Annotated in this window: 21 protein-coding genes; 2 read left to right on the forward strand and 19 right to left on the reverse strand. The window is 33.0% G+C overall.

Annotated elements, in window-relative coordinates; all coding sequences use genetic code 11:
* Positions 1–327: 327 nt before the first annotated feature.
* The 8 genes from ilvC to AC5ZCW_RS00790 all read right to left on the reverse strand — a co-directional run bounded on the left by ilvC (position 328) and on the right by AC5ZCW_RS00790 (position 11,358).
* A complete protein-coding gene (gene ilvC / locus AC5ZCW_RS00755; protein WP_343544122.1) occupies positions 328–1,797 on the reverse strand; it encodes a ketol-acid reductoisomerase in 1,470 nt (489 codons plus the stop codon).
* A 60-nt stretch (positions 1,798–1,857) separates the two neighbouring features.
* Positions 1,858–2,379, reverse strand: a complete 522-nt coding sequence (gene ilvN / locus AC5ZCW_RS00760; RefSeq protein ID WP_008464099.1) for an acetolactate synthase small subunit — start codon at positions 2,377–2,379, stop codon at positions 1,858–1,860.
* A gap of 92 nt (positions 2,380–2,471) precedes the next feature.
* Positions 2,472–4,160 carry a biosynthetic-type acetolactate synthase large subunit gene (gene ilvB, locus AC5ZCW_RS00765; RefSeq protein WP_343544123.1) on the reverse strand — a complete coding sequence of 563 codons (1,689 nt, stop codon included), beginning with the start codon at positions 4,158–4,160 and terminating at the stop codon, positions 2,472–2,474.
* 54 nt (positions 4,161–4,214) lie between these two features.
* Positions 4,215–5,282, reverse strand: a complete 1,068-nt coding sequence (locus tag AC5ZCW_RS00770; RefSeq protein WP_343544124.1) for a hypothetical protein — start codon at positions 5,280–5,282, stop codon at positions 4,215–4,217.
* A gap of 5 nt (positions 5,283–5,287) precedes the next feature.
* Complete coding sequence (locus AC5ZCW_RS00775; protein ID WP_496117257.1) at positions 5,288–6,988, reverse strand: hypothetical protein; 1,701 nt, start codon at positions 6,986–6,988, stop codon at positions 5,288–5,290.
* A 71-nt stretch (positions 6,989–7,059) separates the two neighbouring features.
* Positions 7,060–8,733 (reverse strand): dihydroxy-acid dehydratase, encoded by a 1,674-nt coding sequence (gene ilvD / locus AC5ZCW_RS00780; RefSeq protein WP_496117259.1) that lies wholly within the window; start codon positions 8,731–8,733, stop codon positions 7,060–7,062.
* 268 nt (positions 8,734–9,001) lie between these two features.
* Entirely contained in the window at positions 9,002–10,120 is a 1,119-nt protein-coding gene (gene leuB / locus AC5ZCW_RS00785) for a 3-isopropylmalate dehydrogenase (protein ID WP_286968267.1), read from the reverse strand.
* A gap of 62 nt (positions 10,121–10,182) precedes the next feature.
* Positions 10,183–11,358, reverse strand: a complete 1,176-nt coding sequence (locus tag AC5ZCW_RS00790) for a 2-isopropylmalate synthase (RefSeq protein ID WP_343544128.1) — start codon at positions 11,356–11,358, stop codon at positions 10,183–10,185.
* Positions 11,359–11,513: 155 nt separating this feature from the next.
* Here AC5ZCW_RS00790 and AC5ZCW_RS00795 point away from each other — a divergent pair, with 155 nt between their 5' ends.
* A complete protein-coding gene (locus AC5ZCW_RS00795; protein ID WP_496117262.1) occupies positions 11,514–13,058 on the forward strand; it encodes a hypothetical protein in 1,545 nt (514 codons plus the stop codon).
* A gap of 156 nt (positions 13,059–13,214) precedes the next feature.
* Here AC5ZCW_RS00795 and AC5ZCW_RS00800 read toward each other — a convergent pair whose 3' ends face one another.
* Positions 13,215–14,072: a penicillin-binding transpeptidase domain-containing protein gene (locus AC5ZCW_RS00800; RefSeq protein ID WP_496117263.1), complete on the reverse strand. Its 858-nt coding sequence runs from the start codon at positions 14,070–14,072 to the stop codon at positions 13,215–13,217.
* 22 nt (positions 14,073–14,094) lie between these two features.
* Entirely contained in the window at positions 14,095–15,750 is a 1,656-nt protein-coding gene (locus AC5ZCW_RS00805) for a M1 family metallopeptidase (protein WP_496117265.1), read from the reverse strand.
* 314 nt (positions 15,751–16,064) lie between these two features.
* Between AC5ZCW_RS00805 and AC5ZCW_RS00810 the strand changes: the two genes are divergently transcribed.
* Positions 16,065–16,616: a carbohydrate-binding family 9-like protein gene (locus tag AC5ZCW_RS00810; RefSeq protein WP_496117267.1), complete on the forward strand. Its 552-nt coding sequence runs from the start codon at positions 16,065–16,067 to the stop codon at positions 16,614–16,616.
* A 61-nt stretch (positions 16,617–16,677) separates the two neighbouring features.
* Here AC5ZCW_RS00810 and hisIE read toward each other — a convergent pair whose 3' ends face one another.
* The 9 genes from hisIE to AC5ZCW_RS00855 form a co-directional block, all read right to left on the reverse strand.
* On the reverse strand, positions 16,678–17,274 hold the full coding sequence (hisIE, locus tag AC5ZCW_RS00815) for a bifunctional phosphoribosyl-AMP cyclohydrolase/phosphoribosyl-ATP diphosphatase HisIE (protein ID WP_496117269.1): 597 nt from the start codon (positions 17,272–17,274) through the stop codon (positions 16,678–16,680).
* A 44-nt stretch (positions 17,275–17,318) separates the two neighbouring features.
* Positions 17,319–18,074 carry an imidazole glycerol phosphate synthase subunit HisF gene (hisF, locus tag AC5ZCW_RS00820; protein WP_496117271.1) on the reverse strand — a complete coding sequence of 252 codons (756 nt, stop codon included), beginning with the start codon at positions 18,072–18,074 and terminating at the stop codon, positions 17,319–17,321.
* A gap of 97 nt (positions 18,075–18,171) precedes the next feature.
* Positions 18,172–18,927, reverse strand: coding sequence for a 1-(5-phosphoribosyl)-5-[(5-phosphoribosylamino)methylideneamino]imidazole-4-carboxamide isomerase (gene hisA, locus AC5ZCW_RS00825; RefSeq protein WP_496117273.1), 756 nt, complete (start codon positions 18,925–18,927; stop codon positions 18,172–18,174).
* A 99-nt stretch (positions 18,928–19,026) separates the two neighbouring features.
* Complete coding sequence (hisH, locus tag AC5ZCW_RS00830; RefSeq protein WP_496117275.1) at positions 19,027–19,608, reverse strand: imidazole glycerol phosphate synthase subunit HisH; 582 nt, start codon at positions 19,606–19,608, stop codon at positions 19,027–19,029.
* Positions 19,609–19,694: 86 nt separating this feature from the next.
* Positions 19,695–20,831: a bifunctional histidinol-phosphatase/imidazoleglycerol-phosphate dehydratase HisB gene (gene hisB / locus AC5ZCW_RS00835; protein ID WP_496117277.1), complete on the reverse strand. Its 1,137-nt coding sequence runs from the start codon at positions 20,829–20,831 to the stop codon at positions 19,695–19,697.
* A gap of 189 nt (positions 20,832–21,020) precedes the next feature.
* On the reverse strand, positions 21,021–22,067 hold the full coding sequence (hisC, locus tag AC5ZCW_RS00840; RefSeq protein WP_496117279.1) for a histidinol-phosphate transaminase: 1,047 nt from the start codon (positions 22,065–22,067) through the stop codon (positions 21,021–21,023).
* A 92-nt stretch (positions 22,068–22,159) separates the two neighbouring features.
* The gene (hisD, locus tag AC5ZCW_RS00845) at positions 22,160–23,443 is read right to left on the reverse strand and encodes a histidinol dehydrogenase (protein WP_496117281.1); all 1,284 of its coding nucleotides are present in this window, start codon (positions 23,441–23,443) and stop codon (positions 22,160–22,162) included.
* 115 nt (positions 23,444–23,558) lie between these two features.
* Positions 23,559–24,416 (reverse strand): ATP phosphoribosyltransferase, encoded by an 858-nt coding sequence (gene hisG, locus AC5ZCW_RS00850; RefSeq protein ID WP_198855693.1) that lies wholly within the window; start codon positions 24,414–24,416, stop codon positions 23,559–23,561.
* A 314-nt stretch (positions 24,417–24,730) separates the two neighbouring features.
* Complete coding sequence (locus tag AC5ZCW_RS00855) at positions 24,731–26,131, reverse strand: sensor histidine kinase (protein ID WP_343544140.1); 1,401 nt, start codon at positions 26,129–26,131, stop codon at positions 24,731–24,733.
* Position 26,132 lies beyond the last annotated feature (1 nt).

Here is a 26,132-nt window from a genome sequence, read left to right on the forward strand (position 1 = left end):
ATAATAAATAGATATTATGCCTTTTTTAATTTAACAAATTTCAATAACAATTAATTTTGTAATGCGCACTGCGTGATTTTTCTCTACTTTGAAAATAGAAGCATCTTTATTAATTAAAACAGAAATTCAAACAAGTATATTTTTGTAAAATATACCCCATTTTAGGGATCCGCTTCACTTAACTTACTCACTCTCTGAAGTTAAGTGAATGCAATATGCATCTATATCTTTTTTCTTAATAAGTGCTTACTAATTCAAAATATTACAAATCATTGATACAGTGCAAATTCCGCAGAATCGGATCCTGCGGAAGTTCCCAAATTTTTATTATCCAATTTTTTTCATAGCTGTCATAGACTCTCTCAACCAAGCTCCTACTTCTTCAATAGGATGTTGACGAATTTCTTTGTTAACAGCGATCAATACTGCATTATCTACTCCATTTGAAGTTGAAAATGGTTTACCAATAATATTAGTTTCCACTTTTTTCATGAATTCAGTCAATAATGGCTTACATGCATGATCAAATAAGTAGCATCCGTACTCTGCAGTATCAGAAATTACACGGTTCATTTCGAATAATTTCTTTCTTGCAATTGTATTTGCAATTAATGGCAATTCGTGTAATGACTCATAGTAAGCAGATTCTTCAATGATTCCAGCTTCAGTCATTGTTTCGAAAGCTAATTCAACACCAGCTTTTACCATTGCAATCATCAATACTCCATTGTCAAAATATTCTTGTTCTGAGATTGGAGCGTCTTGCGGAGCTGTTTTTTCGAAGTTAGTTTCTCCTGTTGCAGCTCTCCATTTTAATAAATTAACATCGTCATTAGCCCAGTCAATCATCATAGTTCTAGAAAATTCTCCAGAAATGATATCGTCTTGGTGTTTTTGGAACAACGGACGCATGATATCTTTCAATTCTTCAGCTAATTCGTAAGCTTCAATTTTTGAAGGATTGTTTAAACGATCCATCATATTTGTAATACCACCGTGTTTCAAAGCCTCAGTGATAGTTTCCCATCCGTATTGGATTAATTTAGAAGCGTAAGCAGCATCGATTCCTTTTTCAACCATTTTATCGAAACATAAAATAGATCCTGTTTGAAGTAAACCACAAAGAATAGTTTGCTCACCCATTAAATCTGATTTTACTTCAGCTACGAAAGATGATCTTAAAACTCCTGCTCTGTGTCCTCCAGTTGCTACAGCGTAAGCTTTTGCTTGATCTAAACCAAATCCATTTGGATCATTTTCTGGGTGAACTGCGATAAGAGTTGGAACACCAAATCCTCTTTTGTATTCTTCACGAACCTCAGAACCAGGACATTTAGGAGCGCACATAATAACAGTGATGTCTTTACGAATCTGCATTCCTTCTTCTACGATGTTGAATCCGTGAGAGTAAGATAAAGTAGAACCCTGTTTCATTAATGGCATAATAGCAGTTACCACAGCTGTATGTTGTTTGTCTGGTGTAAGGTTACAAACTAAATCTGCAGTTGGAATCAATTCTTCATAAGTTCCTACAGTGAAACCATTTTCAGTTGCATTTTTATAAGAAGCTCTTTTTTCTGCAATTGCATCGGCACGCAATGCATAAGAAATGTCTAAACCAGAATCTCTCATGTTTAAACCTTGATTCAAACCTTGTGCTCCACAACCAACAATTACAACTTTTTTTCCAGCTAATGCTGCAATTCCGTCTGCAAATTCTGATTGCTCCATAAATTCGCAAACTCCTAATTGTTCTAATTGTAATCTAAGTGGTAATGTATTGAAATAATTTGCCATTTTTGTTTTAATATTTAATGAAATGAAATTTAATATTGATTATATATAACTAAGATTTTATTATTTAAAGGTTTCTAATAAAGAAGAAATCTCCATTTTTTGTTTAGAAACTGATATTCTTCCCGAACGTACAAACTGCATAATTCCGTATGGTTTGAACTTTTGGTATAATTCTTCAATTTCAGAACGTCTTCCTGATTTTGAAATCACGAAGAAATCACGAGAAACTGTCACAATTGTAGACTGGCTTTCTTTGATGATATTCTGAATTTGTTTCTCGTCAAACAACAAACTTGAAGCGATTTTGAATAAAGCATTTTCTAAGAAAATCGTTTCTTCATCTGTGTGATAAAATGCTTTTATAACTTCAATCTGTTTTTCAATCTGTCCCACAATATTCTGAACCCATTTCTCTGTCGTATTCACTACGATGATAAATCTTGAAACATTCTCTATTTCTGATTCTGAAACATTTAGACTTAATATATTAATGTGGCGCTTTAAGAATATTCCAGATATTCTATTTAATAAACCCACATTGTTTTCTGAGTATACCGATATGGTAAATGTTTTATCTTCCATTTGTTTTTTAGTTTTATTTGTTTCAAGTTTCATGTCTCAACCCCGATAGCCATCGGGAGTAAAACTTGAAACTTGAAACCTGAAACTTTTTCTTAACTTAATCTAATTTCTGATACACAAGCTCCTGTTGGAATCATTGGGAAAACATTGTTTTCTTTTTCGACTACAACTTCTAAGAAATACGAATCTTTTGAAGCCAGCATCTCAGCGACCGCTGCATCTAAATCTTCACGCTGTGTAACTTTTTTAGATTTGATATGATAACCTTCAGCAATTGCAATGAAGTTTGGATTAATCATTTTTGTTGAAGCATATCTATTATCAAAGAATAATTCCTGCCATTGGCGAACCATTCCTAAGAATTCATTGTTTAGAATAACAATCTTCACTGGAACCTGAGTCTGGAAAATTGTTCCAAGTTCCTGAATTGTCATCTGGAAGCCTCCATCACCAATAATCGCCACTACTTCACGCTCTGGTTTTCCCATTTTTGCTCCAATCGCAGCAGGCAATGCAAATCCCATAGTTCCTAAACCTCCTGAAGTAATGTTACTTTTAGTCGAATTGAATTTAGCATAACGGCAAGCAAACATTTGGTGCTGACCAACATCTGAAACAATGATTGCGTCTCCTTTTGAGTGTTTGTTGATCATTTCGATAGTTTCTCCCATCGAAATTCCTTTACCATTTGTTGGATTTAATTCTTCTTTTATTACAGAGTCGTATTCAACTTTGCTTAATTCTTTGAATTCATTATGCCAAGCATCATGAGATTTTGCATCTAACAATGGTAATAAAGCAGCTAAAGATTCTTTTACATCTCCTAAAACAGCAATTTCTGTTTTTACGTTTTTATCAACCTCTGCTGGATCAATTTCAAAGTGAACTACTTTTGCCTGTTTTGCATAAGTGCTTAATTTACCTGTAACACGGTCGTCAAAACGCATTCCGAAAGCAATTAAAACATCACATTCGTTTGTTAGTAAATTTGGCGCATAATTTCCGTGCATTCCAAGCATACCAACATTTAAAGGATGATCTGTTGGTAAAGCTGATAATCCTAAAATTGTCCAAGCCGCAGGAATTCCAGATTTTTCAACTACTGCTTTAAATTCTGCTTCTGCCTCGCCAAGAATAATTCCTTGTCCAAAAACAATAAACGGTTTTTTAGCGCTATTGATCAAAGCTGCTGCTTCGGCAACTTTATCTAAGTTTAATTTTGGTACTGGAATATAACTTCTAATTCCAGTACATTTCTCATAGCTAAAATCAAACTCATCAAACTGAGCATTTTTAGTAATATCAACCAATACAGGTCCTGGACGTCCAGAACGCGCAATATAAAAAGCTTTTGCCATAATTTCAGGAATCTGAGAAGCTTCAGTTACCTGAAAATTCCATTTTGTAACCGGAGTTGAAATTCCGATAATATCTGTTTCCTGAAACGCATCAGATCCTAATAAATGTCTTCCAACTTGCCCTGTAATACATACTAACGGAGTTGAGTCGATTTGAGCATCTGCAATACCTGTAACTAAATTTGTAGCTCCTGGACCAGAAGTAGCAATTGCCACTCCTACTTTTCCTGTTGCTCTCGCATAACCTTGCGCTGCATGTGTCGCACCTTGTTCGTGACGTACTAAAACATGGTGCAATTGATCTTGAAATTTATATAATTCGTCGTAAACTGGCATTATAGCACCGCCTGGGTAACCATAAATTAAATCTACTCCTTCTGCTAATAAACATCTTATAACGGCTTCTGCCCCTGATATTCTCATTTTTTTTTATTTTTTGGCACTTAATATAGTATGAGATACTATTTTAAATACTTATTAATATAATACGGGATTATGTTTTGACTTGTAGGTTGATTTTTTAAAATTTTCCAAGTCATAGTTTGCATCCTCTATAATTTTTTTTCCATCTTTTTTATCATAATCATTAGCAATTAATCCTTCTCCTTCTTTAATTGCTTTTTCAGGCTGATCTAAATGAATATAAATTCGTCCTAGATTATAATAAGCTGAGTATCTGATTTTTTTACTTGATTTGTCACTTCCTGTATACTTTGTTTTTAAAGAGTCAAAATATTCAATTAATGGATTCATATCTGATACAATTTCATCAATTGGAGCAGTTGCAGACATTTTTGCAAAAATTACTTTTACTGCCTCTAAAGCTTCTTTCTGAATTCCTCCTTCTTCATCTTTAGAATCTATAATCCATAAATTCTCTCTATAAGTTGTAGGCTCCAATCCGTAGACTTTATTGAGTTTATAATTTGTATCGCTAAAAACTCCATCAACATAATTTTTAATGCTTTCATTATAAAAATCTGTTTTTTCTTTCTTAAAAGCCTCTTTTACAACTTCAGAATTAGCGTTGTCATTAAGCGATTTATAGACAAAATCTTTGTTAAAATCATAAACAATCTCTTCATCGCTTCCAGATTCAGTTAATGCTCCTTTGATCTTGACGACTGCAACTCCTTTTGCTTCAATTACTGCAGTTACAAAATAGTTTGTGGTCTTGACGACTACTCCATTTTTATCTTTCGATTCATCAACTTTGGACTCCAGTTTAGGCTCTCCCATTTTAAAGCTTTTCAGCTTTACCTCGATATCAACGTTTGAATATCTGACGCTTCTTTTCCATCCGTATAGATTTAATTTGTTATTCAGCGTTTCTTTATTTGAATAAAAAGGCGTAAAATCTGGGCCAATGACGGTTTCTGTACTAAAAGTTCTTTTTTCTAATGCAACAAACTTTGCAGGCAGAATTTGATAATTTACTGTGAATGAGAATTTATCTAAATCGACTTTTTCAGGTTTTAATTGCGAAAAAGCATTGATTGAAATAAAAATTAATGGCAAATACTTTATGGTATTTTTTATTTTCATAAAAATTATTTTTTTAAGAATCTATTGTTTTTCTGAGACTCGACTTGTTCTTTTGTGTATTCGGTTTTTATTACTTCTTTTTTAGCTGGATCACTTAAATACATGTAACGCTCTCCGATAATATTTCCACTTACATCAAAAGCAGTTTTGCCATAGACAGAAGTTTTTTCTATAACTTCATTAAGAACCAACGTATTCTCTTTTGTAAGCAGAGCATATTCTTTTTGATTATCCTCTATTCTAAAATTTTCTAGTTTTAACTTTCCGTCATTGTCGTAAAGGTTAAAATTCAAAGTAAAATCTGCAGGTCTTTTATGCGTTAAAAAAAGAAATTTATCTTGTGTTTTATCTAGCTTCACAACTATATAACTAACATCTTGTAAAAAATCTGTTCTTAACTTTCCATTAAAATCGCAAAGAGCTCCTTTACTTGAATTACTTGTCTGACAACCTGGACCTTTGCATGGAATACTTACATTAAAAAAAGTATCTCTTGCATCATACATATACTCTTTTTTAAAAACCATTGATCTTGGCATTTCATAATCGTATACAGTTATTAAATTCTCGGGAAATGTTGCAATAAAACTTGATTTTTGTAAATCATAAATCATTGACCCTCCATTATATAACTGAAGCACAAACAAACGATCCTTATAAATCTTAATGTCTTCTATTTCTAGTTTAGCATCAAAAAGTACTTTTCCATCATAATAGACATTCTTGCAATACTTTGATTCGTCGTTACTTACGGTTTGACTTACTTGTCTAATTATTTTTTTTGTTTTATAGAAAATAGTCACATATTTATTGCCTAATTCAGTTATAGAAGAAATACCATTGGCTCCTACCGAAATAGGAAGAATATTTTTGAAATTTGAATAATCAATAACCTCAATTATATCATTCTTTTTTGCTAAATAAGCAAAGGCATCCTTCTCTTCTTTAACTCTATAATACATTTTATCTATAGGTGAAATCTCATCATAGCTGTTTGGTATTAACTGTTTGTTTTCTTTAAAATCAAATATTCCAAACTGTTTACCATCTAAACTTGATCTCACACGATTGTCTTTTACATAAACGTTATAATCATGTTTAAAGACTCTTTCCAATCCATGCTTAAATGGCTGTTTCAGCAAAGATTTACCTAATGTATCCAAAACTGTAAAATCTGTATCAGTATATGCTAATGCTTGTCCAGCCTTGTTGAAATTTCCAATACGTTTATATGTAGCCGGTACTATTATTTCTCCACATGAATTAATTATACCAACCTTATCCATACTGTCAAAAAAGCTATAAAACTCAAAAGGCTGATTCCATACTCCATTTGTGAAATTAAAATTGGTTTTGGTTCCAACATCTGGATTTTTAGCATCATGTATTTCAACATTCATACCTTCAAAAATCATATAACCACCACCATCATTACCGCTTCCTTTCACTGTTGATGTGAAAAATTTCCCGCAGTTTAATCCGCTTACAAATCCAGTTTTATTATTCTTCTTGTAAGAATAAACAATATCTCCGTTAGCATTTGCAATTTTAATATTTTCGGAATTATTCTTATCTTCCAAAAGAATGAAACCACTTTTTTTGACTTGCAGATTATACTCTTTTTTTAGATTCTCAATTTTTGCATTTTGAGAAAATGAAACTAAAGGCAATAGAAACAAAAATGATTTGTAAATTGTTTTTATCATTTTATTGAATAAGTTGGTTTTGGATTAGATTTTGGCTATTTGGTATTTTACTGTTTAATTTTAATTCTAAATTAATTATCGGTAACGCAACCTGTAGAAGCGCTTGATACTGATCTTGCATATTTAAGCAAAACCCCTCTGTCAACTTTCAGCGCTGGTTGAACCCAAGCCGCTTTACGAGCTGCAAATTCTTCGTTAGAAATTTTTAAGTCGATTGTGTTTTTTACAGCATCAATAGCGATTAAATCTCCATCTTTTACTAACGCAATACCACCACCGTCATATGCTTCTGGTGTAACGTGACCTACCACGAAACCGTGCGAACCGCCCGAGAATCTACCGTCTGTGATTAGTGCACAACTGCTTCCTAATCCAGCTCCAATAATCGCAGATGTAGGCTTCAGCATTTCAGGCATTCCCGGACCACCTTTTGGCCCACAACCCCTGATGACGACTACATTACCTGGTTTAATTTTTCCGGCTTGAAGACCTGGAATTACTTCAAATTCACCTTCAAATACAACAGCTGGTCCTTCGAAATATTCTCCTTCTTTTCCGCTGATTTTTGCTACAGCACCTTCAGAAGCTAGATTTCCGTACAATACCTGAATATTTCCTGTTGGTTTTAATGCTTTTTGAATTTCATGAATAACTTCTTGTCCATCTTGTAAATCTGGAGTTGAAGCTAAATTTTCAGCCACTGTTTTTCCTGTTACTGTTAAACAGTCTCCGTGAATAAGTCCTACTTTCAATAAGTATTTCATAACTGCTGGAATACCTCCAACTTCGTGAATGTCTTCCATCATGTACTTACCACTTGGCTTCATGTCTGCCAATACTGGTGTTCTGTCATTAATCGCTTGAAAATCATCTAAAGTGATTGTAATTCCAACTGAGTGAGCCATTGCAATTAAGTGCATAACCGCATTTGTAGAACCTCCTAAAACAGCTACAATTGTAATAGCATTTTCAAAAGCCTTACGAGTCATAATGTCTCTTGGCTTGATATCTTTTTCTAATAATATTTTGATTGCTTTTCCAGCTTCAAGACATTCGTCTCTTTTTTCTTGGCTCAAAGCAGGGTTTGAAGAACTATAAGGCAGACTCATACCTAATGCTTCAATTGCAGAAGACATTGTATTTGCAGTATACATACCACCGCAAGCACCAGCTCCAGGACAAGCATTCTGAATAACACCTTTAAAATCTTCTGGAGTAATTTCGCCTTTTACTTTTTTTCCTAAAGCTTCAAAAGCAGAAACAATGTTTAAAGATTCTCCTTTCCATTTTCCAGAGTGAATAGAACCACCGTAGATCATCATTGATGGACGGTTTAATCTTCCCATTGCAATTAATGCTCCAGGCATATTTTTATCACAACCAGGAATTGCAATAATACTGTCATACCATTGTGCTCCGGCAACAGTTTCAATAGAATCTGCAATTACATCTCTAGAAACCAGCGAGTAACGCATACCTTCAGTACCGTTAGAAATACCGTCACTGACACCAATGGTATTAAAAATAAGTCCGACAAGATCTGCATCCCAAACACCTTTTTTAACATCTTTTGCTAAATCGTTCAAGTGCATATTGCAAGTGTTACCATCGTAACCCATGCTCACAATACCAACTTGTGCTTTCTTTAAATCTTCTTCAGTTAAACCAATTCCGTACAACATCGCTTGCGCCGCAGGCTGTGTTTGATCTTGTGTGATGGTCTTGCTGTACTTATTTAATTCCATTATTATTTTTATTAATTTTTAGTTTTATTCAAAAAAAAACCTTCCAGTATTTGGAAGGTTTGTAATATAGTCTTTCAATTATATTTATAACATTCCCGATGCAGATGTGTGAATCACATTGACAACAACGACAGAAGTAATAATAATTGAGATTTGCATCTTTTCTTTTTTAGTGTCACAAAAGTAAACAAACTTCTGGAAGTAAAAAAATAAAATCTCAACATTTACAATACTTCTTGTGATTATCTTCACATTTTAACAAAAAATATTAAACAATTGTAGATTGCCCAATACTTACATTGTCATTATTGAAATACAGCAAATCATCTTTGCTGAAAATAAAATTAGAAACGAACTCTCCTACTTCGTTTGTTCCAAATTTTGAATCTGGTTTCAAATCAACTGTAACTACTTTGTATTCAATTGCTTTTTCTACCGCTTTATAAATTACATGAGCTTCTTTAGTTAATCCAAAATGTTCTAACAAAAGCGCTGCCGCTAAAATTGAAGCAATCGGATTTGCAATATTTTTTCCTTTTGCCTGCGGATATGATCCGTGAATTGGCTCAAACAAAGCATTTTTCTCTCCTAAAGATACTGATGGCAATAAACCTATTGAACCTGTAATTACACTAGCTTCATCAGATAAAATATCTCCAAATAAGTTCTCAGTCAAAATCACATCAAACTGTTTCGGATTTAAGATTAACTGCATTGCAGCATTATCCACAAATAAGAAATCAAGCTTGACATCTGAATACTCTTCGCTCACTTTCTGAACTACTTTTCTCCATAATCTTGAAGTCTCCAAAACATTTGCTTTATCCACCATTGTTAGCTTTTTGCGTCGCTTTTGTGCCGATTGAAAAGCTAAATGTGCTATTCGTGTAATTTCTTCTTCTGAATATTCACATAAATCTGAAGCATGTGTTCCTTCTTCATTAAGTGTTTTTGTACCAAAGTAAGCTCCACCTGTCAATTCTCTAAAAATGGTAAAATCAGCTCCTTCAATAATTTCTCTTTTTAAAGGAGAAGATTCAATTAAGGCTTTATAAGGTTTTATAGGACGAATATTAGCAAACAATCCTAATTCTTTTCGCAGTTTCAATAATCCTTGTTCCGGACGAACCTTTGCATTTGGGTTGTTATCGTATTTAGGATCTCCTATCGCACCAAGTAAAACTGCATCTGTATTTAAACACAGATTTAAAGTTTGTTCCGGCAAAGGATTTCCTGTTTTATCGATAGCAACCGCTCCCATCAGCGCTTCTTCAAAAACAAATTCATGATTATACACTTCGCCAATGGCGTACAAAGCTTTCTTAGCTTGTAATATTACTTCAGGTCCAATTCCATCTCCTGGTAAAACTGCAATTTTTAAATTCATAATCTCTCGCTATTTATGTCTTTAAATCCTTATTGTTCCTTAAAATTCTTATTTTGAAATATTTAGTTTCTGATTAAATCTCCTTCTATTTTAGAAGCTTCAATAATTTGGTGAATATCTGCGTCTACAACTTCTTTTTTAATATCAGCGAATTTCAAGAATTCGATGTAAACGATATCCAACTGTACTTTTGTTAATTCGTAACCTACTTTTTTAGCACGGTAAGCCAAAGCAGCTCTTCCGCTTCTTGCTGTCAAAATGATTGAAGATTCATTTACTCCGACGTCTAACGGATCCATGATTTCGTAAGTTGCTCTGTTTTTGATTACACCATCTTGATGAATTCCAGAACTGTGGGCAAAAGCATTTGCTCCAACAATCGCCTTATTTGGCTGTACAATCATTCCCATACTTTCAGAAACCAAACGGCTCATTTCGTTTAATTCTCTCGTATTGATGTTTGTATCTAAATTTAAGTAAGGATGTTGTTTAAAAATCATAACCACTTCTTCAAGTGCAGTGTTTCCAGCTCTTTCACCAATACCATTAATAGTACACTCTATTTGTCTTGCTCCATTTATAGCCCCTGCGATTGAGTTTGCAGTTGCCATTCCTAAATCATTATGACAGTGGCATGAAAGAATTACGTTTTCGATTCCTTTAACGTTTTCTTTTAAATATTTAATTTTTGCTCCGTATTCTTCTGGAAGACAATATCCAGTAGTATCAGGAATATTTAATACAGTTGCTCCAGATTTAATAACTTCTTCACAAACTTTAGCTAAGAACGCATTATCTGTTCTACCCGCATCTTCTGCGTAGAATTCAACATCTTCTACATAAGATTTAGCATGTGATACAGCAAATTTTGCTCTTGCAATAATATCTTCAGGCGTAGTTTGTAATTTGTGGAGTATATGAGATTCTGAAGTTCCGATTCCAGTATGGATTCTAGGTTTCTTAGCATGCTTTAAGGCAGCTGCCGCAACATCAATGTCATTTTTTACGGCTCTTGTTAGTCCGCAGACGGTTGCATTTTCTACAATTTTACAAATCTCAGAGACCGATAAAAAATCGCCTGGACTTGACACAGGAAAGCCTGCTTCGATAATGTCAACTCCCATTTTGTCTAGTCGTTCTGCGATAACTAATTTCTGTTTAGTATCTAACTTGCATCCTGGAACTTGTTCACCATCTCGCAATGTGGTGTCAAAAATTTGAACTTTCTCTCTATTCATATTCATTTATTTAATGTAATTTCACATCTTGATAACAAATATATATTGTACTATTACAGTATGAAATTCATTTTAATGAAATTATACTGTTTATAAAACGTTTTATACCTTATTAACTAACTTATAATCAATAAGTTATATTATTATTTTTTACAATGGCTAACCATCAAAAAGATTTCTTATTTGTTCTAATCAAATCACTTTCGAAATCAGAAAAAAGGCAGTTTAAAATTTTTGCAAGCCGATTAGAAACGAGTTCAAACACAAAATTTATCGAACTATTCAATATTTTAGATAAATCTGAAGTTTACGATGAAAAACTCATTCTTAAAAGTGGCACTATCCAAAAAGTGCAGTTATCTAACTTAAAATCATACTTATACAAACAAATTCTTGTCAGTATAAGATTAAATATTCCTAGCCAGAATATTCGTTATCAGCTTCGCGAACAAATGGATTTTGCTGTTATTCTTTATAATAAGGGATTATACAAGCAGAGTTTGAAAATTCTAGACAAAACAAAACAGCAAGCTTTAGAGAATGACGAAAAATATATGGCGTATGAGATTGTTGAATTCGAAAAACTTATTGAATCGCAATACATCACACGAAGTATTCAAGGACGCGCTGACGAATTGGTTGTTCAGGCCAAAGAATTAAACTATAGAAATACGATTTCAAGCAAACTGTCTAATTTATCACTTCAGCTATACGGAATCATGTTAAAAACTGGTTACGTTAAAAGTGATGATGAGTACAAATATATAGACGACTATTTTAACAGGCATATTTCAAAACTTGACGAAAGCAAATTTGGTTTCCGCGAGAAATACTGGTTTTATAACGCTAATCTTTGGCGAAGCTTCTTAGTGCAAGATTTCTTGGCTAGTTATAAATTTGCTTACAAATGGGTTCAGCTTTTTTATGATAATCCAAATATGATTTATCTGAATCCTGTGTTTTTCTTAAAAGGGAATCATTATTTCTTAGAATCGCTTTATATGCTTAAATATAAATCGAACTTCAAAAAGTACTTGAATCTTTTAGAAGAAACCATTGCAGATCCTAAATTTCCTGTGAATGATAATCTAGCATCACTTTCTTTCTTATATGTATATAACAACAAATTAAATCTGCATATCTTAGAAGGAACTTTTGCAGAAAGCGAATATTTGATTCCTGAAATTTTAAGCAAACTTAAATTGCACAGCGAACATCTTGATGAGCATCACGAAATGTTGTTCTTCTATAAAATTGCTTCTATTTATTTTGGTAACGAAAAATACAACGAATGCATCAATTATTTAGATAAGATCATCAACAATAAAAACTTGACAATGCGTGAAGATTTAATGTGCTTTGCAAGATTATTATCTCTGATTGCACATTATGAAATTGGAAAAGATTATTATTTAGAAAATCATCTGAAGAGTACCTATAAGTTTTTATTGAAAATGAACGACTTGCACGAGGTTCAAAAGGAGATTATTAAGTTTTTAAGAAATCTAAACAACTTCTACCCTGCCGATATTAAAAAGGAATTTAAGAAAATGCATGCTCGTTTTGTAGAACTTGAAAAAAACACTTACGAAAAAAGGGCTTTCTTGTATCTTGACATTATTTCGTGGCTCGAAAGCAAAATTGAAAACAGAAAAATTGCTGATATTATAAAGGAAAAGGCAAAGTTGAATAATCGATAGGCTTTAAAGTTTTAATAAAAAAGGTCTGAAAGCAATAGTTTTCCGACCTTTTTATCATTTCGACTGAAAAGAGAAATGACAAATTATGTGTAAAAATAAAAAACCCGATAGTCTTGAGATTTCAGGTCTATCGGGTTTGTTTTTTTTTAATGAATTCTAGAAATTACAAATTTGCAATTCTTTAAATACTTTTTTAGTAATATCTTTTCGGCAACTTCCAAAATCACTTCTGTTATTATTTCTATCCTGCAAAAGTCTGGTAGCAAAAAAGTAACTTCTACCTTCTTTTTCAACATAACCTACCCACCAGCCAATATTAACACCTTTTTCTCTGGTCCATCCGGTTTTTGAATAAACTTTATAATCAGGGCCTTCATCGCTTAACATTACTTTTTTTACTATCTGAATATTTCTTTTTGAAAACGGCAACTTCTCATCGTATAGTTTCTTTAGAAATTCAACTTGATTAATCGTGGAAATTCCAAAATCTCCAAAGTTCCAAAAATCGGCATCTTCTTGAGAGAAATTAACATTTCCGTAATCGCATAACCGCAAATACTTTTCGTAATTCTGCTTACCAATTTTCTTTGCTAGCTCTACAAATACCCATCCAGCAGAAACTTTAAAAGCTTCCTTTACCGTCATATCATGATAAATTTCTGGTCTATAGCCGTACTTTACAGTATCCGTTTTACCAATCCACTTTACTATATCATTCTCACTACTTATTGTTTTTGTTTCAAGCGCAATAAGCAGATTGGCGATCTTAAAAGTAGATGCTGGCAATGTTTGTATATTACCCGCATCTTTATCAGACAGAATCCATTTGTGCTTTACGTTATCATAAATAGCAATTGAACCTGTAACACCACACGAATCAAAATATTTTTTAAAATCCTGACGAACTACAACAGTATCTTTTGTATCTATCAAAGTACTATTTTTATTTGTGCCCTTAGACAGACAAGAAATTAATACTGCGCTCGTTAAACTTAAAAATACTTTGTATGTCATTTTTAAAATGGATTATTAAAACCTATTCTACAATATTTGAAGTCGCAACATAGAAATCTTTATCAACCTCTAGTTTTCTGTCTTCATTATCTGTTTTTACTGATTGCCATTCTGTAGTTGGTTTCAGCCAAGTTTCAACACCATTCAATTTTACTCTCACTGGCATATCAAATTTAGAAACACAGTTAGTCCAATGATATCCGAAAGTTCCATTTTTAAACATATATTCAAATACCGGAATTTGAGTTGTTGTTAAATATTGAGCAAAAACTCTGTTAAAATTAATTCCAGATTGTTCATTAATATAATCCTGAATCTGCTTTCCTGTAACGGTTTGATGATAAAAAGTTTTATTCATACCTCTCAAAATCGATTTCCATTTTGCATCATCATTGATAATCTGACGAATCATATGAAGCATATTTGCACCTTTTGAATACATATCTCCAGATCCTTCATTGTTTACATCATAATGTCCGATAATTGGTTTATCATTTTGAATATTTTTTCTGCATCCAATTACGTACTCTGCCCCAGCATTTCTTCCATAATAATACTCCACAAAAAGACTTTCAGAATAGTTCGTAAAACTCTCATGAACCCACATATCAGCGATATCCTTGTACGTAATATTATTAGCATACCACTCGTGCCCAGATTCGTGAATGATGATAAAATCAAACTTTAATCCCCAGCCTGTTCCACTTAAGTCACGTCCTAAATAACCATTTTTATACTGATTTCCATAAGTTACAGAGCTTTGGTGCTCCATTCCTAAATATGGAACTTCAACCAATTTATAACTGTCCTCATAGAATGGATAAGGTCCAAACCAGTTTTCAAAAGCTTTTAACATTCTAGGAGCATCTTTAAACTGCTCTTTTGCCAAAGCAAGATTGTCTTTTAGTACATAATAATTACAGTCTAAATTTCCTTTTTCGCCTTTAAAAACTTCTGAGAAATTAACGTAATCACCAATATTAATATTTACTCCGTAATTATTGATAGGATTTGAAACGTACCAGTTGAAAGTTTTAGTTCCGTCTTTTTCTTTTTTAACACTTTGCAATCTTCCGTTAGAAACTTCCGTTAAGTCTCCAGGAACATTCACGCTGATTAACATATTTTCTACTTCATCATACATATGATCCTTGCAAGGCCACCAAACGCTCGCGCCTAAACCTTGACAAGATGTAGCAATAAAATCTTTTCCGTTTTTATCTTTTTTCCAAGAAAAACCACCATCCCATGGTGCTTTAACAGCTTCTTTAGGTTTTCCGCTAAAAGAAACTACTATCTCTTTTGTATCGCCAACTTTTTGTTTTTCGTTTAAAGTGATGAAAAATGCGTTTCCGTCTCTTTCAAACTTTAACTCTTTTCCGTTCTGCGTTACTTTGGTAATATTCATTGGTTGCTGCAAATCGATCTGCATACGGTTGTTTTCTGTTAAAACAGTGTAACGAACTGTATTAGAACCTGAAATTGACTTTTCTTTCGGATTCACTTTTACATCAAGGTGATAATATTTTAAATCCCACCAAGCTCTTTCTTTTGTGATGCTTCCACGCAAAGTATCCTGATGTGTAAATACAGTTTCTGACTTATTTAAAAGTCCTTGAGCATTGGCACTAAAACCAACCAAAAAGGCGAAAACTACGCCACCAAAGTATTTTTTCATTATTTATAAATTTGAAATAATTAGGCAATTAAACCAGCTTAATCTTCAACAAATGTAAACATTCGAATTATTTTTTTTGAAAAATTATCATTTCAATATCAATAAACAGCGTCAAAATTGATTATTCTTCTCTATTTTAGTGCTTTCAAAATTTTAGATTTCATGTGTATGAATTTGAATAAGCTTGTTTTCTTTTTAATTATGATGTTTTCGATAGCTGCAAATTCACAAAACATCCCTGTCTATAAAGCCAACAATAAAATAAGAATTGACGGTAATTTATCTGATTGGGATAAACCTTTTTAGGCCCATTTGTGATTCATAATACAGAAGAAAAAGCCACTCAGAAAACCTTTGTCTCTCTTTTATGGAATAATGAAAATCTTTACATTGCTTTTAATTCTACTGATTCTAAAATCATTGGAATACAACAAACAAAAGACTTTCAAATATTTAACACCGATGATTTAGTTGAAATTTTCCTAGATCCCGATGGAGACGGCCAAAATTATGTAGAAATTGGCGTAAATGCATTTTCCACAAACTACGATTTGCTTTTAAAATGCATTTCGCCAGAATGTGGAGGCTGGAATACGGCAATGGATTTTGATATAAAAGGTTTGGAATCTGTAAGCAAAATAACTCCTGAAGGCTATACAGTTGAAATTAAAATTCCGTTTTCTAGTCTGAAAAATATTGAAAACGGAGGTTTTTCGAAACCTAAAGTCGGAACAAAATGGAAAGGAAATACTTTTAGAATTGATTACGGTAACACAACCGAATATCTTGCTTTACAACCTTATAAGAGTTTAGTATTTGGATTTCATCAGCCAGAAGAGTTTGCTGTTTTTGAGTTTATGGAGTGAGTCTAGTTTGTTTCAAGTTTCAAGTTATCCCATGGAACTTGAAACTTGAAACAAAATATTTTTATTTCTGACGTTTCTTCAAAACTTCCACAACATCATTCAATTGATATCCTTTTGCTTGAAGCAGAATTAAATAATGAAACAATAAATCGGCGCTTTCGCTAAGGAACAACTCGTCGTTATTATCTTTTGCTTCAATTACCACTTCTACCGCTTCTTCACCTACTTTCTGAGCAATTTTATTGATTCCCTTTTCAAATAAAGAAGCCACATAACTTTTCTCAGAATCAGCGTTTTCTCTTCTGGTTTTAATCGTGTTTTCTAATTGCGAAATAAACCCATAATTTGCCTCATTTGGTTCTTGCCAGCAAGTATCTGCACCAGTGTGACAAGTTGGCCCGACTGGTTTTGCTTGGATCAAAAGCGTATCGCCATCACAATCATTTTTAATGCTGACTAAATTTAAAAAGTTACCACTCTCCTCGCCCTTTGTCCAAAGTCTTTGCTTGGAACGGCTAAAGAAAGTTACTTTTTGTGTTTCTATTGTCTTTTGAAGCGATTCTTCATTCATATAACCCAGCATCAGAACATTTTTTGTTTCTGAATCTTGAATTATTGCCGGAATTAATCCGTGAGCGCTTTTGATATCTATTTCCATAATTTTATTCTAAAGTTATAAAGTCCAAAGTCTTAAAGTAAAAACTATAATCGAACTTCAATATTATTATTTCTTAATTCTTGTTTCAACGCTTTGATTTCGATTTCTTTGAAGTGAAAAACACTTGCTGCTAAAGCCGCGTCTGCTTTTCCTTCTTTAAACGAATCAACAAAATGCTGGATATTTCCGGCTCCTCCAGAAGCAATAATCGGGATATTTACCAATTCTGAAAGTTTAGCCAGAGCTTCGTTTGCAAAACCATTTTTAGTGCCGTCATTGTCCATTGAAGTAAAAAGAATTTCTCCTGCTCCGCGTTCTGCCACTTCAATAGCCCAGTCGAATAAATTCAATTCAGTTGGTACTTTTCCGCCAACTAAATGTACAATCCATTGTCCGTCGATTTGTTTAGCATCGATTGCAACCACAACACATTGACTTCCAAACTTCTGAGCCAAATCATTGATTAACTGCGGATTTTTTACTGCCGATGAATTAATTGAAACTTTATCAGCCCCATTATTTAGCAGAATATCAACATCTTCTACAGATGAAATTCCACCGCCAACTGTAAAAGGAATATTGATTTTCTCTGCAACGCTTCGCACCATATTCACAAGGGTTTTGCGTCTTTCTTCTGTTGCCGAAATATCCAAGAAAACCAATTCGTCTGCGCCTTCAGCGGAGTAAATCTCAGCCAATTCCACAGGATCTCCCGCATCGCGCAAATCAACGAAATTAACGCCTTTTACTGTTCTTCCGTTCTTTATATCCAAGCAAGGTATTATTCTTTTTGCTAACATTTTTATTTGTTGTTTCACAGAGATTCGCAAAGATTCTCAGAGCTACGCAAAATTTTATGAATCTTTGCGTTTTGCTTTGTGCAACTTTGCGGAATATCTATTTATTTAAAATATAGTTTTCAAGTTGCTTTAATGTAATTCTTCCTTCATAAATCGCTTTTCCGATGATTGTTCCTTCACAGCCTAATTCAGCAAGTTTTGGCAATTCATCAAACGTTGAAATTCCTCCTGAAGCGATTAGCTTTATGTTTCTAAGAATTGTTTTATTGTCTGTTATTACCGTTCCTTGTTCTAACATTTTTTTATACAAATCAAAACTTGGTCCTTGAAGCATTCCATCTTTGGCAATATCAGTGCAAATTACATATTCAATTCCCTTTTTCATATAATCTTTAACAAAAGGAATCAAATCTTCATTTGATTCTTCTAACCAACCAGAAACCGCAATTTTTTCGTTTTTCGCATCAGCGCCTAAAATGATTTTTTCTGAACCATATTCTGAAATCCATTTTTCGAAAATTGCTCTGTTTTTTACAGCAATACTTCCGCCAGTAATTTGATTTGCACCACTTTCAAAAGCAATTCTCAAATCGTCATCCGATTTTAAACCGCCACCAAAATCAATTTTTAAGCTTGTTTGCGTAGCGATTTGTTCTAATATTTTATAATTGACAATTTTGCTTGATTTTGCACCGTCAAGATCTACTAAATGCAGATATTCAATTCCGTGTGCTTCAAATGATTTTGCCACTTCAAGCGGATTCTCATTGTAAATTATTTTGGTATCATAATCACCTTTGGACAAACGAACGCATTTTCCTTCAATGATATCTATGGCTGGTATTATTCTCATTTTATTTTAGTCTTAAAGTTTGAAAGTCGAAAGTCATAAAGTCTTTTTGATTCTTAAAAATTGATATTTAGATTGATATTGATTTTTGGTATTGAAATTTTACATTTTTAAAAAATTACCTAGAATCTTTTCTCCAACATCACCGCTTTTTTCTGGGTGAAATTGAGTTCCATAAAAATTATCTTTTTGTAATGCCGATGCGTATTCTACGTCATAATTTGTTTTAGCAACAGCATATTCGCAATTTGGCGCATAAAAACTATGAACCAAATACATGAATTCATTTTCAGAAATACCTTTAAACAAATCGGTTTTTAAATTATAAATCTGATTCCACCCCATTTGAGGAACTTTTACATTGCTAGAAAATTTCAAAACATCCACATCAAAAATCCCAAGACCTTTTGTATTTCCTTCTTCTGTTTTATTACACATTAATTGCATTCCCAGGCAAATTCCCAAAACTGGCTGTTTCAATTGCGGAATCAAACTATCCAAACCGCTTTCACGAAGTTTAGTCATCGCCGAACTCGCTTCGCCTACGCCAGGAAAAATCACTTTATCAGCCGATTTAATCTCTTCCGGATTATTACTCAAAACAGCTTTAAAACCTAATCTTTCAATAGCAAACATAATGCTCTGAATATTTCCTGCTCCGTAATTTATAATTACTATTTTCATTAACTTTTTGTTTCAGGTTTCAAGTTTCATGTTTCAAGTTACTCCAATGAACTTGAAACATGAAACCTGAAACAATTTTAAACTTCTTAAAGCATTCCTTTCGTCGAAGGCAAAATCATTTTTTCGGTATCTCTTTTTACGGCAACTTTTATCGCTTTTGCGAAAGCTTTAAAAATTGCTTCGATTTTATGATGTTCGTTGATTCCTTCTGCTTTGATATTTAAATTTGCTTTTGCGCCGTCTGTAAACGATTTGAAGAAGTGATAAAACATTTCTGTTGGCATTTTCCCAACCATTTCACGTTTAAATTCGGTTTCCCAAATCAGCCAATTTCTTCCTCCAAAATCAATTGCTGCTTGCGCTAAACAATCATCCATTGGAAGGCAGAATCCGTAACGCTCGATTCCTAATTTGTTTCCTAGGGCTTTGGCAAAAACTTCTCCAAGAGCAATTGCGGTATCTTCGATTGTATGATGTTCATCAACTTCTAAATCCCCTTTTACAGTGATTTCTAAATCCATTTGACCGTGACGTGAGATTTGGTCTAACATGTGGTCAAAAAAAGCAATTCCGGTGTCTATTTTGCTTTTTCCTGTTCCATCAAGATTTAGATTGATATAAATATCCGTTTCGTTAGTTTTTCTTGTAATTGATGCTGAACGCGCTTCTAGTTTCAAAAACTCATAGATTTTTTTCCAATCCATCGTTTGTAGAGCAATTGTTACGTTCAATTCTTCACGTTTAGCTGAAATTTCATTGCTTCCAGCGCCATCCGTATCATTCATAAAAATGGCTTTTGCGCCAAGATTTTTAGCCAATTCCACATCAGTTAAACGATCTCCCAAAACAAAAGAATTTTCTAAATCATATTCCGGATTATTCAAATATTTTGTCAACATTCCAGTTCTTGGTTTGCGTGTAGGCGCGTTTTCTTCTGGAAAAGTTCTATCAACGAAAATCTCGTCAAAAACAACTCCTTCGTTTTCAAAAGCTTTTAGAATAAAATTCTGAGTTGGCCAAAACGTATCTTCAGGAAAACTATCGGTTCCTAATCCGTCCTGATTGGTTACCATTGCAAGTTCGTAATCTAATTCGCTTGCGATTTTAGCCAAATATTGAAAAGCTTTTGGATAAAATTCCAGTTTATCCAAGCTGTCTAATTGGTAATTTTCAGGTTCTAAAACGATCGTTCCATCGCGATCGATAAAAAGTACTTTTTTCATATTTTTTTGTTTTGCCACAAATTAAAAGGATTAAAATGGTTTCATTTTGCCACGAATTACACAAATTTCACTAATTCAGTTCGTGTAAATTCGTGTAAATTCGTGTAATTCGTGTAATTCGTGGCAAAAAAATTAAACACAAACAGAATAAAAAATCCTTTTAATCTATATAATCTGTGGCTATATTTTTTAATTCAACAACTTCAATTCTCTAATTACAACAGCGTTTTCTTCTTTTGTTCCAATTGTAAAACGAAGACAATTTTCGCATAAAGGTTGTGTAGTTCGGTTTCTAATTACAATTCCTTTTTCAATTAACTGATCATATCTTTTATTCGCATTATCAACTTTTGCTAATATAAAATTGGCTTCTGTTGGATATACTTTTTCAACAAAACTCACTTCAAGTAAAACTTTAAGCAATTCTTCTCTTTGTTCAATAATTGAAGTAATTTCTTGCTTAATTTTTTCTGAATCTTTTAATCGCTCTTTCGCTCTTTGTTGTGTTAATTCGTTTACGTTATAAGGCGGTTTAATTTTATTTAAAATCGAAATCACAGCTTCAGAAGCATAACAGATCCCTAAACGAATTCCAGCTAAACCATAAGCTTTAGAAAGCGTTTGTGTAATCACCAAATTAGGGTATTCGTCAATTTCTGTCAGCCAACTTTCTTTATCCGAAAAATCAATGTAAGCTTCATCAATCACAACTAAACCTTTAAAATTTTGAAGTAATTTTACTATGCTTTCGTCTGAAAATGAATTCCCAGTTGGATTGTTGGGCGAGCATAAAAAGATAATTTTGGTATTCTCATCAACCGCTTCTAAAATCTTTTCAACTTGAGGCTGAAAATCTGTTGTCAACAGAACTTCTCTGTTTTCTACAGCATTGATATTTGCTAAAACACCATACATTCCGTATGTTGGAGGCAGAGAAATAATATTGTCTTTTTTCGGTTCACAGAAAGCTCTAAAAAGCAAATCTAAAACTTCGTCACTTCCATTTCCCAGCAAAATCTGACTTTGTTTCGTATTATTGTTTTTAGCCAAAATCGCTTTAACTGAGTTTTGCTGCGGGTCTGGATAACGGTTTACTCCATTTTGAAACGGATTTTCATTGGCATCCAGAAAAATCATTTCAGCTGTATCAAAATCTTCAAACTCATCTCGTGCAGACGAATACGGCTTTAGTGATTTTACGTTTTCTCTTGTTATTGTATTTATATCGAATTTCATTCTTCTTTATTTTTAAGAAGAAAGAATCAAGATAAAAGAACAAAGATTTTTCTTCTTGCGCATTTTCTTGCTTCTTGCTTCTTTTATCTTTTTTACTCTAAACTCTTCAATCTTAATGTCACAGCATTTTTATGCGCTTGTAACCCTTCGGCTTCAGCCATCAATTCTATTGCTTTTCCAATGTTTTGAATTCCTTTTTCTGAAATCTTTTGAAAAGTCATCGATTTCATAAAACTGTCCAGATTTACACCGCTATAATTCTTAGCATAACCATTTGTCGGCAAAGTATGATTGGTTCCTGACGCGTAATCTCCTGCACTTTCTGGCGTATAATTTCCGATGAAAACAGAACCAGCATTTACGATTCCGTTACAATAGAAATCATCATATTCTGAACAGATAATAAAATGCTCAGGCCCGTATTCATTAATTAAATCTAAAGCAATCTGATCATTTTCAACATAAATTAATTTTGAATTCTCAATCGCTTTTTCTGCAATGGCTTTTCTTGGAAGCACTTCTAATTGAGACTGAACCTCTTTTTCCACTTCATCAATTAGCTTTCTTGAAGTCGAAACTAAAATTACCTGACTGTCAGTTCCATGCTCAGCCTGAGATAATAAGTCTGAAGCCACAAAAGCAGGAACAGCGGAGTCATCTGCCACAATTAACAATTCTGAAGGACCGGCAGGCATATCGATTGCAACACCAAACTGAGTAGCCAGCTGTTTTGCCACGGTAACAAATTGATTTCCTGGACCGAAAATCTTATATACTTTTGGAATAGATTGTGTACCGAAAGTCATTCCTGCAATTGCTTGAATTCCGCCAACTTTCAAAATTTTAGTTACACCACATAAATTGGCGGCATATAAAATTGCGGGATTAATTTTTCCTTTTTTATCTGGAGGAGAGCACAATACAATCTCTTTACAACCCGCAATTTCTGCTGGAACCGCAAGCATTAAAACAGTTGAAAACAAAGGTGCTGTTCCTCCTGGAATATATAAACCAATTTTCTGAATTGGTCTTTTTTCCTGCCAGCAATTTACTCCATCAATAGTTTCAACAGAAACGCGATCTGTTTTTTGAGCGTTATGGAAGTTATAAATATTGTTTTTTGCTAGTTCGATTGCTTCTTTCAATTCGGTCGAAATCAGACTAATTGCTTCTTCAATTTCTGCTTGAGAAACTTCATAATTGTCTAACGAAATTCCATCAAAAATTGAAGTATATTTTGCAACCGCTTCATCTCCTTTTCTTTGGACTTCTTTAAAGATTTCCTTTACTGTAACTTCAATATCATCAACAGTTTGTGTTGGTCTTTTTAATATTTCTGACCAACTTTCTGGTTTTGGATTATCTATTATATTCATTTTTTTTTAAGCTTTAAGCTTTAAGCTGTAGGCTTTAGGCTTTATTAACGTTGTGTTTATTTTTTGCAGAAGGAGCAAGCTTTTCAAAAGCCTACTGCCTAAAGCGGGCGAAGCTCTACAGAACCATTTTCTCGATTGGGCAAACTAGAATTCCTTCTGCTCCTACTTCTTTTAATTGGTCTATTACATCCCAAAAAGTATCTTTATCAATTACCGAGTGAACACTGCTCCAGCCTTCTTGAGCCAAAGGAAGAACTGTCAAACTTCTAAGAACTGGAAGGATTTTTCCAACAGCATCAATTTTATCATTTGGAACGTTCATTAAAATATATTTCGAATTTCTAGCTCTTAAAACTGCCTGAATTCTGAATTTTAAAGTATCTATGTGTTTTTGGATTTCAGGAGAAACTTTTGGAGAAACCGCTAAAACTGCCTCACTTTTCAAAATAACTTCAACTTCTTTTAAATTGTTCTTGAATAAAGTACTTCCGCTTGAAACAATATCAACAATCGCGTCAGCAAGACCAATGTTTGGCGCAATTTCTACAGAACCAGAAATCTGATGAATATCAACACTTAAACCAAATTTACTGAAATATTCGTTAACTGTATTTGGATAAGAAGTAGCAATACGAAGTCCAGCTAAATCCTGAACCGAATTGTATTCAAAAGTTTTAGGGACTGCCACAGAAACTTTACATTTTGAAAATCCTAGTTTCTGAACCACTTCAATTCCTTTTCCTTTCTCCACCAAAAGATTATCGCCAACAATGGCTAAATCTACTACTCCGTCAATCAAGTATTGAGGGATATCTGAATTTCTAAGGTATAAAACTTCAAGAGGAAAATTTGAAGCTTCAGCTTTTAATTGGTCGATTCCGTTATTAATTGAAATACCGCAGTCTTTTAGAATTTGAATGCTGTCTTCGTTTAAACGACCCGATTTTTGAATTGCAATTTTTAAAGTACTCATTTTTTTAGTTGTTTGTTGGATTAATAGTTTGAGTACAAAGAGAGCTTGAATTAAAAAACCCGTTTGATGTACTCAAACGGGTTTTAAAATATGATGATTTACACACATACCATTAACACATCGCTTGAGAGCAATAATGTAAATGATGATGATGTAATTGAATTGAAATCATGATTTGTTTTTATTTTTTTACTTCTTTGATTCGGTTGCAAATATACTAGATAAATTAATTAAAAAGCAATTTTTATTTTAACTTAACGATAGTTTATTGTTAAAAATCGCTACAGACAGCATTATGCTTAAGAATTTTAAAATTACTTTAACGAATTATCATATTCATCAAAAACTAATAAAACTTTGGTCCCTTTTCCTATTTCGCTTTCAATTTTAAATTTAATTCTAAGTAAATCGGTCATTCGTTTTACAATAAACAATCCAAGTCCAGTTCCTTTAATTTCTGCATGATTCAGCGAATCTGACCTGAAAAAAGGATTCAAAATTGAATCGAGATCTTTTTTTACAATTCCGATTCCTTGATCTGAAATATTACATATAATCTTATGGTTTTCTCTTGATATTGAGACCTTAACTTCACTATCTGGTTTTGAATATTTTACAGCATTTGAAATAATATTTCTGAGAATGGTTATGACTAAATAATTATCAGAATAGATATAAAACTCTTCTGAAGCTTCCAATATTACATTAATTCTTCCCGTTTTAATTTTCTCTGCATTCAATTTCAAAACATCCAAAACTGCTGCATTCAGATAAACATTTTCTTTATGAATATTTTGTTTTTGGTTCTCAAAACGAGCCATTAGAAGTAGCTGATCTACAAGCGAATTTAAGTGGTCGACTTCATTAATGCAGTAATTAATTTTTTCTTCGTACTCCTTGTTATCTCTAGGCTTACGTATTAATACTTCAAGTGTTCCTTTAATAACAGTAAGAGGAGTTCTTAACTCATGAGATGCATCCGAAGTGAATTGTTTTTCACGTTCAATTGCTTCTTCAATTCGATTCAAAAGACTATTAATTGTTTTAGAAAGTACAAATAGTTCGTCTCTTGTTTTAGGGATCGGAATTCGTGCTTTTAAATTGTCTTTTGTAATGATTTTAGAGGTCTGAATAATATTATTTATTGGTCTTATACTTCTTCCCGCATAAAATCTCGCTAAGAAAAACAAAATAATTAGAATAATAGGAAAGGTAATCAATAAAGCATCCATCAGATTATCCAAAACTTTTGAAGAATCAGAAAGCGACATTGCAATTATCAAATAACCCACTTTCTTAGATTGCACATGAAGCGGTACTTGTATCTGGCGGATTTTATTCCCTAATAATTTCGTATCAAAAGGATGAAAATGTTCTTTCCTTTCATGAAAAACGAGTTTCTCATTTTTTAAATTAGGAGATTTTTCGATAATTTTCTTGTTCAAATCCAAAAATTGGACAAAAATGGGATTTACATCGACTGAATTGTGTTCTCTTTCCTCCCATTCTTCGGCATCCATAAAAACAACAGCGCCTTTTTCTATTCTTAGCTCTTTTAAATGATCCTGAATTTCTATATTAAGATTTTCATCAATATGGTTGTAAACCGTTAGTTTGACAATAAAGTAAATAGCAGAAAAGACCGCCAAAACCAAAAGCCCCGTTCCCACAATATAATTTAAGGCAATTCTATTTTTAAAGGATAATGATGTCATC

This window comes from Flavobacterium sp. PLA-DH12, assembly GCF_059511845.1.

Bases quoted from the DNA above. Each gene is read 5' to 3' on its own strand.
- ilvC (WP_343544122.1), bottom strand. From the start codon at position 1,797: ATGGCAAATTATTTCAATACATTACCACTTAGATTACAATTAGAACAA.
- ilvN (WP_008464099.1), bottom strand. From the start codon at position 2,379: ATGGAAGATAAAACATTTACCATATCGGTATACTCAGAAAACAATGTG.
- ilvB (WP_343544123.1), bottom strand. From the start codon at position 4,160: ATGAGAATATCAGGGGCAGAAGCCGTTATAAGATGTTTATTAGCAGAA.
- AC5ZCW_RS00770 (WP_343544124.1), bottom strand. From the start codon at position 5,282: ATGAAAATAAAAAATACCATAAAGTATTTGCCATTAATTTTTATTTCA.
- AC5ZCW_RS00775 (WP_496117257.1), bottom strand. From the start codon at position 6,988: ATGATAAAAACAATTTACAAATCATTTTTGTTTCTATTGCCTTTAGTT.
- ilvD (WP_496117259.1), bottom strand. From the start codon at position 8,733: ATGGAATTAAATAAGTACAGCAAGACCATCACACAAGATCAAACACAG.
- leuB (WP_286968267.1), bottom strand. From the start codon at position 10,120: ATGAATTTAAAAATTGCAGTTTTACCAGGAGATGGAATTGGACCTGAA.
- AC5ZCW_RS00790 (WP_343544128.1), bottom strand. From the start codon at position 11,358: ATGAATAGAGAGAAAGTTCAAATTTTTGACACCACATTGCGAGATGGT.
- AC5ZCW_RS00795 (WP_496117262.1), top strand. From the start codon at position 11,514: ATGGCTAACCATCAAAAAGATTTCTTATTTGTTCTAATCAAATCACTT.
- AC5ZCW_RS00800 (WP_496117263.1), bottom strand. From the start codon at position 14,072: ATGACATACAAAGTATTTTTAAGTTTAACGAGCGCAGTATTAATTTCT.
- AC5ZCW_RS00805 (WP_496117265.1), bottom strand. From the start codon at position 15,750: ATGAAAAAATACTTTGGTGGCGTAGTTTTCGCCTTTTTGGTTGGTTTT.
- hisIE (WP_496117269.1), bottom strand. From the start codon at position 17,274: ATGGAAATAGATATCAAAAGCGCTCACGGATTAATTCCGGCAATAATT.
- hisF (WP_496117271.1), bottom strand. From the start codon at position 18,074: ATGTTAGCAAAAAGAATAATACCTTGCTTGGATATAAAGAACGGAAGA.
- hisA (WP_496117273.1), bottom strand. From the start codon at position 18,927: ATGAGAATAATACCAGCCATAGATATCATTGAAGGAAAATGCGTTCGT.
- hisH (WP_496117275.1), bottom strand. From the start codon at position 19,608: ATGAAAATAGTAATTATAAATTACGGAGCAGGAAATATTCAGAGCATT.
- hisB (WP_496117277.1), bottom strand. From the start codon at position 20,831: ATGAAAAAAGTACTTTTTATCGATCGCGATGGAACGATCGTTTTAGAA.
- hisC (WP_496117279.1), bottom strand. From the start codon at position 22,067: ATGAAATTCGATATAAATACAATAACAAGAGAAAACGTAAAATCACTA.
- hisD (WP_496117281.1), bottom strand. From the start codon at position 23,443: ATGAATATAATAGATAATCCAAAACCAGAAAGTTGGTCAGAAATATTA.
- hisG (WP_198855693.1), bottom strand. From the start codon at position 24,416: ATGAGTACTTTAAAAATTGCAATTCAAAAATCGGGTCGTTTAAACGAA.
- AC5ZCW_RS00855 (WP_343544140.1), bottom strand. From the start codon at position 26,131: ATGACATCATTATCCTTTAAAAATAGAATTGCCTTAAATTATATTGTG.